We start from the raw sequence: 11,210 nt of genomic DNA on the forward strand, positions 1-11,210 counted from the left end.
TGAGGGGCGCGATGAGCGCCGTAGGCGCGAAGAGCGACCCGAGCCGTTGGTCACTGAGGGGCGCGATGAGCGCCGTAGGCGCGAAGAGCGACCCGAGCCGTTGGTCACTGAGGGGCGCGATGAGCGCCGTAGGCGCGAAGAGCGACCCGAGCCGTTGGTCACTGAGGGGCGCGATGAGCGCCGTAGGCGCGAAGAGCGACCCGAGCCGTTGGTCACTGAGGGGCGCGATGAGCGCGATGGGACTCCTCCGGCGCCGGAGTTGGCAGGCGCTGGCGTTGCTAATGGCCGCCCTGATGCTGAGCTCATGCGGCTGGCGCGGGATCTCCAATGTGTCGATTCCAGGCGGACCGGGCACCGGCGATGGGTCCTACGTCGTCTATGTACAGGTGCCCGACACCCTGGCCATCAACGGCAACAGCAAGGTGATGGTCGCCGACGTCACCGTCGGTTCGATACGCGACATCAGGTTGGAGAACTGGGTAGCGACGCTCAAGCTGGGGATCGACAAGGGCGTCAAGTTACCCAGAAATGCCACCGCGAAGATCGGGCAGACCAGTTTGCTGGGTTCTCAGCATGTGGAGCTGGCATCGCCGCCCGACCCGTCGCCGCAGCCGCTGTGCCCGCCGCCTCACAGAAAACAAGATTGCACCATTCCGCTGAAGAACGCCTCCGCGTTTCCCAACACCGAGCAAACGCTGGCCAGCATCTCGCTGATCCTGCGTGGCGGGGGTATTCCGAATCTGGAGGTCCTCCAGAACGAGGTGTACAACATCTTCCACGGGAGGGCCGATCAGATTCGCGCCTTCCTCACCAAGCTGGACACCTTCACCGACCAGCTCAATCAGCAACGCGATGACATCACGCACGCCATCGACTCGACTAACCGGTTGCTGGTTTACGTGGGTCGCCGGTCTGATGTGCTGGACCGGGTGCTGACCGAGATCCCGCCGCTGATCAAGCACTTTGCCGACACGCGTGACCTGCTCATCAACGCCGCCGACGCGGTGGGACAACTCAGCCAGGTCACCGACCAGTACCTGTCGGAGGCACGCGGCCCGCTGCATACCGATCTACAGGCGCTGCAATGCCCGTTGAAGGAGCTCGGCCGCGGCTCGCAATATTTGATCGGCGCGCTGAAGTTGATTCTCACCCAGCCGTACGACATCGATACCGTGCCGAAGCTGTTCCGCGGGGACTACCAGAACGTGTCGGCCACGATCGACGTGACCTTCAGTGCCATGGACAACGCCCTGCTCACCGGCACCGGCTTCTCAGGAGCCCTGCGCGCGCTCGAGCAGTCCTTCGGCCGTGATCCCGAGACGATGATCCCCGATGTCCGCTACACGCCGAACCCGAACGACGCGCCCGGCGGACCGCTGGTGGAAAGGGGCGACCGGCAGTGCTGACTCCCTTCATCAAACGCCAGCTGATCGTGTTCGCGATCCTGACAGTGGTCTCGTTGCTGGTACTGGGTGTGTACTATCTGCGGATTCCGTCGCTGGTGGGCATCGGCCGCTACACGCTGAAGGCCGAGCTGCCGGCATCGGGTGGGCTTTACCCCACGGCCAACGTCACCTATCGCGGTGTCACCATCGGCAAGGTCACCGACGTGGAGCCCACGCCGACGGGCGCCGAGGCGACGATGAGCATCGACAGCCGCTACAAGATCCCGGTCGATGCGTCGGCGAACGTGCATTCGGTATCGGCCGTCGGTGAGCAGTACCTGGACTTGGTGTCGACGGGAAACCCGGGCAAGGTGTTTTCGCCCGGACAGACGATCACCAAGGGGACGGTGCCCAGCGAGATCGGGCCGGCCCTGGACACCGCCAACCGCGGCCTCCAGGTGTTGCCGGCAGACAAGATTCCCGTGTTGCTCGACGAAACGGCGCAAGCCGTAGGCGGTTTGGGTCCCGCCCTGCAACGGCTGGTCGACGCCACGCAGGCGATCGTCGGTGATTTCCGCACCCAGATCAATGACGTCAACGACATCATCGAGCACTCCGGACCGATCCTGCAAAGCCAAGTCACCTCGGGCGATGCGATCGAACGCTGGGCGCGCAATCTCAACACGCTGGCCGCGCAGACCGCCCAACGGGACCAGAACCTGAAAAGCATTCTGTCCCAAGCCGCTCCGACCGCTGACCAGCTCAACGACGTCTTCACCGACGTGCGTGATTCGCTCCCGCAGACGTTGGCGAACCTCGAGGTCGTGTTCGACTTGCTCAAGCGGTACCACAAGGGCGTCGAGCAGGTGTTGGTGTTCTTGCCGCAGGGCGCTTCGATCGCGCAGACGGTGGCCGCGCCGTTTCCCAATATGGCCGCCCTTGACCTGGCGTTGGCGATCAACCAGCCGCCGCCGTGTCTGACCGGGTTTATTCCCGCGTCGCAGTGGCGTTCCTTTGCCGACACCAGCCTTCAGCCGCTGCCGACAGGCACGTACTGCAAGATTCCGATGGATACTCCGGCCAACAGCGTGCGCGGGTCGCGCAACATTCCGTGCGTCGACGTCCCGGGCAAGCGGGCGGCGACGCCCCGGGAGTGCCGCGACCCGAAACCATACGTGCCGGCGGGCACCAATCCGTGGTACGGCGACCCTAACCAGCTGTTGACGTGCCCGGCGCCGGCTGCGCGCTGTGACCAGCCGGTCAAGCCTGGCTTGGTGATCCCGGCGCCGTCCATCAATAACGGTATGAACCCGGCACCGGCCGATAGACTGCCTCCGGGCGGGACGCCGCCTCCGGTCAGTGACCCGCTGCAGCGGCCGGGTTCGGGTACTGTGCAATGCAACGGACAGCAGCCCAACCCGTGTGTCTACACTCCGGGCGGGCCGCCCACGGCGGTCTATAGCCCCCAGAGCGGTGAACTGGTAGGGCCCGACGGAGTCAGATACTCCGTCGAAAACTCGACCAAAACAGGAGACGACGGATGGAAGGAGATGCTGGCGCCAGCCGGCTGAACCCCATCGACGCGGATAATTCGTCGAGCCCCGAGGCGACGGAAGAGGACTCGGCGGAATCCGAGGCCCACGCCGGCTCAGACAGCCCTGAAACGGAGGGCGAACAGACCGCGGAATCCGACGCTGGCACCAACCAAGACGTCTCCGACACGACGGACACTGACACGGCGGGCAAGATCCAGACAGCGGCGCCCGCCGTCGAGCGTCGGCTATCGCGTCTGGGACCTGGGTGGCTAGTCGGAATCAGTGCGGCGCTGCTGCTCATCGCCGGCGGTATCGGAGCCGGCGGGTATCTGGCACTGCGCTCCCACCAGGAAAGCGCAGCCTTAGCGCGCAACAACGCGATGGCGCTTCAGGTGGCCAAGGACTGTGTCGCAGCCACGCAGGCTCCGGATACGAACGCCATGGCGGCCAGTGAACAAAAGATCATCGACTGCGGCACCGACCAGTACCGCTCCCAGGCCGTGCTCTACAGCAGCATGCTCGTTCAGGCATACCAAGCCGCCAACGTGCATCTGCAATTGACCGATATGCGCGCCGCGGTCGAGCGCAACAATCCCGACGGATCCATTGACGTGCTCGTCGCGATGCGTGTCAAAATGTCCAATGATCAAGCGCAGGAACAAGAATCGGGCTACCGCCTTCGCGTACGGATGACGCCCACGGACGGCCAGTACAAGATTTCGAAACTCGAGCAGGTAACCAAGCCCGACCAGGTGACGCAGTGACGGTGGTGGTCGAGGAGATCCAGACCCCAGAGACCGTCCACGTCGTCACCGAAAAGCCCGCGGCGCCATGGCATTTGCGTGTGACGGCAGTTGCCGTCGATGTGTTGCCGGGTGTCGCGGTGGTAGCGACCATGGCGGTGGTCTCCTTTACCGTGCCGTCGGACAGCTCGTGGTGGTGGGTATGCGTCGCGATGCTTGCTTTGGTGAGCCTGCTGATGTCGGTCAATCGGTGGCTACTGCCGGTGATGACGGGCTGGAGCCTGGGACGTGCCCTGTGTGGAATTGCGGTAGTACGCCGCGATAGCAAGGCTGTCGGCCCGTGGCGGTTGATGGTGCGCGACCTGGCCCATCTGCTCGACACCGCGGCGCTCATGGTCGGATGGCTGTGGCCGTTGTGGGATCCGGTCCGGCGCACCTTCGCCGACATGCTGTTGCGCACCGAGGTCCGAACTGTCGACCCCGGTGAGCGGCCGATCAAGATCCGGCGATGGACAGCGGTGGCATTGCTCGTCGCGACCAGCCTGTGCCTGGGCGGTGCCGGTGTGAGCTACGCGGTGGTGTACTCCTACGAGAAGGCGTCCGATAGAACCCGCGCAGAGCTTGCCACGCAGGGCCCGAAGATGGTCGCGCAGATGTTGACGTACGACCCGAAAACGTTGCGCGAGGACTTCGCTCGCGCACAATCGCTGACCACCGACAGATATCGCGGCCAGTTGGCCGCCCAGCAGGACACCGTCGCGAAGGGGCACCCCGTCCTCAACGAGTATTGGGTGACCGGCAGCGCCATCCAATCCGCGACGCCCGATCATGCGACCATGCTGTTGTTCATGCAGGGGCGGCGTGGCACACCGCCCGATATCCGCTATATCAGCGCAACCGTACGGGTCAGCTTCGCCCGGAGCCGAGACGACCAATGGCGCGTCGACGACCTGACCATACTGACCAAGCCCAAACCGGCCGGGAACGGAAAATGAGTCCGCGGCGCAAATTCCACCCCGGTGAGGGGCTGCTGCTGGTCGCGCAGCCGCTACCGCCGCGTCGGCCGTGGATTTTGCCGCTGGTGGCCACTGCCGCTGCGGTGGTGATGGCGGCGGCGGTGACGCTATCCAGCTTGATGCTGGTCTCGCACGTGTCTCGGGATCAGACCGCGCGCCGGGAGCACGAGGTGGTCAACTACGTGAAATGGTTCATGGGTCAGTTCACGACCGTCGATCCCTATCACGCCAACGAGTACGTCGAGCGGATATTGGCGCAAGCCACTGGCGATTTCGCCAAGCAGTACCACGATAAGGCGAACGAGATACTCCTTCAGGTCGCCCAGGCAGAACCCGCCAAGGGCACGGTCCTTGATGCCGGCGTGGAACGGTGGAACGACGATGGCAGCGCCAGTATTTTGGTGGCCACCGAAGTCACCTCCAGGTCGCCCGACGGTAAAGAGGCTTTCGAGAGCACGAACCGCTGGGCTGCCACGGCTAAGCAGGAAGGGAATCAGTGGAAGATCAGCAACCTGCTGCAGATGATCTGACCGGCGCGACCTCAGACGACTCCGGCGCAGCCTCGGACTCCGACGCCGAGTTGGGCGATCAGCCAACTTCGCCGACCGAGACGGTGGTCGCCGAAGCGGGAAGCGACGATGCTACGGCGGCCGCGGACCAGTCCGGTGAAACTGCCGCCGACGACACCGATTCCGGTAAGTCCACCGACGGCACCGATTCCGGTACCGACGAGGGCCCGGCGGGCACCGACACCGCGGATGGCGCCGAAGCCACCGAAGAAACCGAAACCACCAGCGAGGGATCCGGCAAGGTCGGGGTGTTTAAACGACTCACCGGCAAGTTCAAGCGACCGAGCGGCAGGCGAGTGGCCGCGGCCGCTGCCGTGATCGGCGTGCTGCTGTTCGTGGGTTCCGCGGCCTTTGCCGGAGCCACCCTGCAGCCCTACCTGGCCGATCGGGCGGCCGTCGCCGTCAAACTGAACGTGGCGCGGACCGCAGCCAACGCGATCACCACGTTGTGGACCTACACGCCGGAAAACATGGACAAGCTGGCCGATCGCGCGGCTGTCTACCTCAGCGGCGACTTCGGGGCGCAATACCGCAAGTTCGTCGACAGCATCGTCGCGCCGAACAAGCAAGCCAAGGTCACCAACAACACCGAGGTCACCGGCGTGGCAGTCGAATCGCTGGACGGTCCCAATGCCGTGGCCATCGTCTATACGAACACCACCACCACCAGCCCGCTGACCAAGAACATTCCGGCGATGAAGTATTTGTCGTACCGGCTGATCATGAAGCGTGATCACGCCCGCTGGTTTGTGACCCGGATGACGACGATCACGTCGCTGGATTTGACACCCCGCTTGTAGCAGCGGCCCGGTTGAGGGATCACATGGCCGTCAGCTCGCCCGTGTATCACCGGCTGACGATCGCTGCGTTGCTGTTGTTGACCTTCGCCACCGGTTTGGCCGATGCGATCAGCGTGCTGGTCCTCGGGCACGTATTCGTGGCCAACATGACGGGCAACGTCATCTTCCTCGGCATCTGCCTGGTGCCAAAGTCGAAGTCGGGCATCGATGTGGTTGCCGGCGTGGTCTCCGTCGTCGCGTTCGTCATCGGCACCGTCATCGGTGGCCGGTTGACCGGGGCGTTCAGTCACGAGCCGCGACGATGGATCACCGTGTCGCTGGGAACCGAGGTATCGGTGCTGGCGACGTTGGCCGTCCTGGCTGGCAGCGGGGTGCTGCGGTACCACGACACCACCAAGTTCTATTTGATCGGCGGGCTGGCGCTGGCGTTCGGTCTGCAGAACGCTGTCGCCCGAGAGTTCGGCATCCGGGAACTCAGCACCACGATGCTGACGTCGACCATCGTCGCGATCGGCGCCGAGAGCCGGCTGGCCGGCGGCACCGGAAGTCGAAACACGTTGCGATTCAGCGTGATCGCCGCGATGTGCGGAGGCGCGGTACTGGGTGCGGGCCTGTCGCGCGTGACCGTGGCGCCGGTGTTCGCACTGGCGGCGGCCGTGATCTCGGTGAGCATGCTGATCTTCCGGTTCGGCCCGGCTGATCGCAAAACACCTCAGGCCCTTACTAGTTGAAGGCGAGCCAGCTGGGCAGCGCCCGCTCGTGGGAGTCGCAGAGGACTTCGCGGGTATCGCAAGAGCCCTTCGGCGATCCGGCGCCGGCCCACATGCCTCCGGTGTCGCGGCGCAGCACAATCGCCGACGACCCGCCACCGTCGAGCAGGATCGCCGTATCGCTGCCCAGGCCACGGAACAGGTCTTGGATGTTGTCGGGCGTGTAGTTGCCTCCTTCGAAGATGTACATCTCGTCTTTCTGCTTCGCGTAGGCCAGCGCAGTGCGCGCGGCGCTCGGGCCGCCGTCATGCAACTGTCCGGTGTTGCCGGGCGACAACAGCCCGATCCCGGCGACGGCAACGAACTTTGCGTTCTTGTTGAGCAAGTCCTGTATCACCGGGGTGGCGAGGTCGTAGTCCTCCCTGCCCTTGGGCCGCAACACATATGGCGCGCCACCGGCCGGGATGATCATGGTGGTTAGCGACGTCCAGGTCTCGTTGCCGCCGGACAGGCCTTGCTTGCCGGCGTAGGCGACGGTGCCGGTGACCGCCTGGTTGGCACGGCCCTGGCCGTGGGTGTTGTCGACGAATGCGCCCAGCGGTGAACTGCAACCCGTCGATCGCCAGGAGCCGCCCTGTTGCGGGCGCACGTCGAAGAAGTTGGCATTGATCGCGATAGTCGGCTGTCCCATTCGCTGCCAGGCCTGCAACGGTGCGTAGATCTCCGATGCCTGCCAGAGCCCCTCGCTGGTGCGCGCCCCGGGGTTGTGTTCGCAGCGTGCCTGGTCACCGGTGTGGGTGTCGACCAGCAGGTGCGGCTGCAGCCGCTGCGACGCATTTTTGATGATCATCAGGTGGCCGCCGTTGTTCATCTCGTAGCGGCCGCCGTCGCCGTTCAGCAGCGGCATTGGGTGTCCGCCGCCGAAGTTGTAGACCAGGTAGGAGCCCTTGGTCGTGGCGATAGCGTGCTCGAGCATTTCGCGGCCATCGGCGGCATGGGCGACGGGCTGTCCGGTGGTGACCGCCAACGTGGTGCCCACAGCCAGTGAGGCAAGGAAAGCCGTAAGTCGGCGCAGGCTGGCAGATGGCGACAGCACGGTAGCCCTTTCGGCCCGATCGGGAAGCAGCCCTCTCAGAATTAGTCACATCTGTCACACTGTCAACTTCTGTAACGGCGGAGTGACGATTCGGATGCGCTCGAATTACGTTTGGCTGCTTGAATTTTCGGCTGCCGTTTCGGCAGCGCCGACGCTCTCGATAGCGCTGGCACGTGCCCGTTCCCGCGCCTGGTGCTGGGCTTGGTGCTCGGCCGCGATGGCCATCTCGACCGCACCGGGTATCCGGTGGAAGCCTTTGCGGTCGTACAGATGGGTGACGATGCCCCCCAAGAGCAGACCGATGACCAGACCGATGGATGTCATGGTCAAGGCGTGGGACAACCCGGCGTCGGCGTGGCCGTCGAGGTAGACCAGCGACCGGACGCCCAGGAACACCTGATGCATCGGCTCGAACGTGGCCAGCCACCGAAAGAACGGCGGCACCGCCTCGAGCGGAACCGTCGCGCCCGCCGACGGTAGTCCGAGGATGACGAAGATCAACATGCTGACCAGCAACCCCATCGAACCCAGCACCGCGATCAGGGAACTCGACGTGACGCCCACCGCGATGATCGCGAACACGCCGTACAGCCACAATTGCCAGCCGAGGGTAATGGGCATGCCGAGGCCATGGGCGATCGCAAGGTAGACCGCGGAAGTGAGCAACGCCAGCACGGTCATCAGCCCCCACTTGAGCAACAGGGTGCGGAATCGCGAGATGCGGACCTGCTCGGAGAACCGGTACACCGGGCCGAATTCGGCTGGTACGTAACCGAGTAACGAGTCCACCAGCGTGCTGACCACGATGCTGCCGGTAAATCCGGCCAGCAGCAGCAACAGCGAATAGTAGAAGGCCGACAGGCCATTACCGGTTCCGTTGGGCAGCGGGTTGTACACCGTGGACTTGACGTCGATGGGACTGGTCAGCGCCAAGGCGGCGGCTCCGGCCAGTGGTGCGCCGCCGGTCTGTGCACCAACCTCGGCGGTAAGCCGTTGCCCGACTTTGGTGTTCACCACGGACATCGCCTGCGTCAACGTCTGGCCGGCGATGCTCGAGCCCAGCGTGCCGGCGCGCGGATTGGTGGAGACGGTAATCGTCGGCCGGTCCGCGTGCGTCGGCTGTACCGCGCTCATCGCGTAATCTCGCATACTCGACGAGAAGGTCGGGGGAATGACGGCCGAACCGTACACCTCGGCCCGGTCCAGCATCCGCTTGGCCTCGTCGCGAGAGACCACTCGCACGTCGTATTTGTTCTTGTCCAATCCGGCCACCAGGCCGTCGACGATCTGCGCGCCGGTGGGCCCGGCGTCCTGGTTGACCACTGCGATGGGGAAGTGACGCAGGTTCGTCGCCGGGTTCAAGATTCCGCCCAGATACAGGGCTGCCAGTGCCGACATGAGGGCGAGGGTGATGAGGATCGGTGCTGCCCAGAACCGCACGGTCCGAACCTGCTTGATGCTGCGCTTGGGGTTCGGTGCGGCGTGCCGCGGCTGCGATTGAGACATGTGGGCTCCTGTCTGTCGTGCCCACTCTATGTGAGTGCTAACCGCCCAGTTTTGCGTGCATCTCCCACACCAGAACTTCCGCGGGGCCGTCGGCGGTCAGGAGCCGGGCACCGGAGTCGGTGCAACGGACCGCGTCACCTTCGGCCAGGTCGGCAGCGCCGTCTAGGGCAACGTCGTTGCGGGCGACAAACAGATGCAGGTAAGGCGCCGGGGGCACGTCAACCATGTCGCCGGGCCGCAATCGCGCCACATGCAGGGCGGCGCTGCCGTTGTGCAGGCTCAGGGGAGCCCGGTGACCGGGGATTCCCGAGGCGATTGTCACCAGACCAGCGCTCGACAGCTCGTCGCCAACGTCGTGCTGCTGGTAGCTCGGGGCGATGCCGGTCTGATCGGGCACTATCCACATCTGCACGAAACGCACTGGACACGTGGCAGTTTCGTTCGTTTCCGAATGCCGGATCCCGCTGCCTGCCGACATGCGCTGGGCCAGGCCGGGATAGATCACGCCATAGTTGCCCGCCGAATCCCGGTGCGTCAGTTCACCTTCGAGTACCCACGTCACGATCTCCATATCGCGGTGCGGGTGGGTGCCGAATCCGGTTCCGGGTTGCACGATGTCGTCGTTGCTGACCAGGAGCAGTCCGTGGTGGGTGTTATCCGGGTCATAGTGGTCGCCGAACGAAAAACAATGTCGGGACCGCAGCCAGTCGGTTGTGGTGACGGCCCGCTCGGCGGCTCGTCGAATCTTCACGGTGGCAGCCATGGACTCCACGGTAATCGCTTGCGCTGCCGGTGTGCGCGCTGTGGAGACCTTGGAGCGTCAAGGCGGCCTAGCGGGTGCGCCGCGCACCTTCCCGCTTGCACCGGATACCTTCGAATCATGTTGTGGGCGCGTTGATTCGGATTGCGAACAGCGCCCGGCGGGGCCACGCGTTTGGCGCTCGCGGTGCCTTAGCGCTACATCATCTGCAAATTCGCCCGGCGGCACACCGCCTTCGCAACAGGGTGACCAGCTGCTGCAGCTAGTTGTTTCAGGGCTGCGCGTAGTGGCCGCAGTGATCGAAAGACGCGGACGCACAGCGACGTCGCCGCCCTACTCGACCAGAGATGTGGCCCGGAGTCCACATTTGGACGGCGCGAAATCTCTAGCATTTCAGTTATGTCATCAACTGGAGAAGATCCGTTCGGTGACCTCGCCTATAGATACATCTCACATCCGATAAATCAGTTGAGCAAGGGGGAGCGATCAGAGATTGAGGCGCACGCGGTGGGCGGCTTCCAGCGCATTAACGCTGCACTACGGGGGCGCGGTCCCATGACGGCTCGGTTGCAGCAAAGCATTGAAACCATCCGCTCGGCGCTGCAGAGGTTCCCCCGTGACGCCGATGCTCGCGTAACACGCGAAATCGGAGCCGCAGACGTCGGTCTGGCAAGCGCGGACGCCGCCTCAACCGTAGTCGGACAGCTTGTTTTCGATGCAGGCTTCCTTGTCTACGAGTATGAACGTCGACCCTCCGCGGTCAACCACGCACTTTGACCCGATCGACCTTGACCTGCGTTTGCCGACTGGGACTCCCGTTCTGGCCGTCGGCAGCCTGTCGGAGTTTCCCCTCGAACGCGAACTCTTAGTGGTCGACGCTCGCCAGCTGTTCATCGTAGATTCGCGGTGCAATTGGAAATGCCCGTCTCCGACCTTGAGCGCGACCTATATGCGGCTAAGGGCCTAGCCCGGATTTTTCGCGGGATGGCGATGTAGCTGGGTGTTGATAAGCGAAAGTGCCTGTCCTGCAAGGAATGATTGGACTTCTCTAGGGCTCAATCATCCTGACTGGAAGGCACCTCGCAGATGA

Annotated in this window: 11 protein-coding genes; 8 read left to right on the plus strand and 3 right to left on the minus strand. The window is 64.2% G+C overall.

Translation table 11 applies throughout. From position 1 onward, the window contains the following. Nucleotides 1–236: 236 nt before the first annotated feature. Genes EET13_RS01540 through EET13_RS01570 form a run of 7 tightly spaced genes read left to right on the plus strand, consistent with a single transcriptional unit; the run spans nt 237 to nt 6,779 of the window. On the plus strand, nt 237–1,406 hold the full coding sequence (locus EET13_RS01540) for a virulence factor Mce family protein (RefSeq protein WP_425293617.1): 1,170 nt from the start codon (nt 237–239) through the stop codon (nt 1,404–1,406). Next, entirely contained in the window at nt 1,400–2,956 is a 1,557-nt protein-coding gene (locus EET13_RS01545) for a virulence factor Mce family protein (RefSeq protein ID WP_122440638.1), read from the plus strand. Before EET13_RS01540 ends, EET13_RS01545 begins: the two co-directional genes overlap by 7 nt. Then, nucleotides 2,926–3,684 carry an Mce protein gene (locus tag EET13_RS01550; RefSeq protein ID WP_122440639.1) on the plus strand — a complete coding sequence of 253 codons (759 nt, stop codon included), beginning with the start codon at nt 2,926–2,928 and terminating at the stop codon, nt 3,682–3,684. Before EET13_RS01545 ends, EET13_RS01550 begins: the two co-directional genes overlap by 31 nt. Continuing rightward, a complete protein-coding gene (locus tag EET13_RS01555) occupies nt 3,681–4,658 on the plus strand; it encodes an RDD family protein (protein ID WP_122440640.1) in 978 nt (325 codons plus the stop codon). The genes EET13_RS01550 and EET13_RS01555 overlap by 4 nt, the downstream gene beginning before the upstream one ends. Next, nucleotides 4,655–5,209, plus strand: a complete 555-nt coding sequence (locus tag EET13_RS01560) for a mammalian cell entry protein (RefSeq protein WP_122440641.1) — start codon at nt 4,655–4,657, stop codon at nt 5,207–5,209. Before EET13_RS01555 ends, EET13_RS01560 begins: the two co-directional genes overlap by 4 nt. Continuing rightward, nucleotides 5,176–6,048: a mammalian cell entry protein gene (locus tag EET13_RS30105; RefSeq protein WP_168991208.1), complete on the plus strand. Its 873-nt coding sequence runs from the start codon at nt 5,176–5,178 to the stop codon at nt 6,046–6,048. The genes EET13_RS01560 and EET13_RS30105 overlap by 34 nt, the downstream gene beginning before the upstream one ends. A 23-nt stretch (nt 6,049–6,071) precedes the next feature. Then, nucleotides 6,072–6,779, plus strand: coding sequence for a YoaK family protein (locus EET13_RS01570; RefSeq protein ID WP_122440642.1), 708 nt, complete (start codon nt 6,072–6,074; stop codon nt 6,777–6,779). Here EET13_RS01570 and EET13_RS01575 read toward each other — a convergent pair. The 3 genes from EET13_RS01575 to EET13_RS01585 form a co-directional block, all read right to left on the minus strand. Then, nucleotides 6,772–7,884: a phosphodiester glycosidase family protein gene (locus EET13_RS01575; RefSeq protein WP_122440643.1), complete on the minus strand. Its 1,113-nt coding sequence runs from the start codon at nt 7,882–7,884 to the stop codon at nt 6,772–6,774. The genes EET13_RS01570 and EET13_RS01575 overlap by 8 nt on opposite strands. 75 nt (nt 7,885–7,959) lie before the next feature. After that, nucleotides 7,960–9,360 carry a YhgE/Pip domain-containing protein gene (locus EET13_RS01580; protein ID WP_122440644.1) on the minus strand — a complete coding sequence of 467 codons (1,401 nt, stop codon included), beginning with the start codon at nt 9,358–9,360 and terminating at the stop codon, nt 7,960–7,962. Nucleotides 9,361–9,397: 37 nt separating this feature from the next. Next, nucleotides 9,398–10,123, minus strand: coding sequence for a pirin family protein (locus tag EET13_RS01585; RefSeq protein WP_122440645.1), 726 nt, complete (start codon nt 10,121–10,123; stop codon nt 9,398–9,400). A gap of 396 nt (nt 10,124–10,519) precedes the next feature. Between EET13_RS01585 and EET13_RS29805 the strand changes: the two genes are divergently transcribed. Then, entirely contained in the window at nt 10,520–10,897 is a 378-nt protein-coding gene (locus EET13_RS29805) for an ADP-ribosyltransferase family protein (protein WP_136623076.1), read from the plus strand. Nucleotides 10,898–11,210 lie beyond the last annotated feature (313 nt).

Source organism: Mycobacterium attenuatum, from assembly GCF_900566085.1.
In the GTDB taxonomy this organism is placed as follows: Bacteria; Actinomycetota; Actinomycetes; order Mycobacteriales; family Mycobacteriaceae; genus Mycobacterium; species Mycobacterium attenuatum.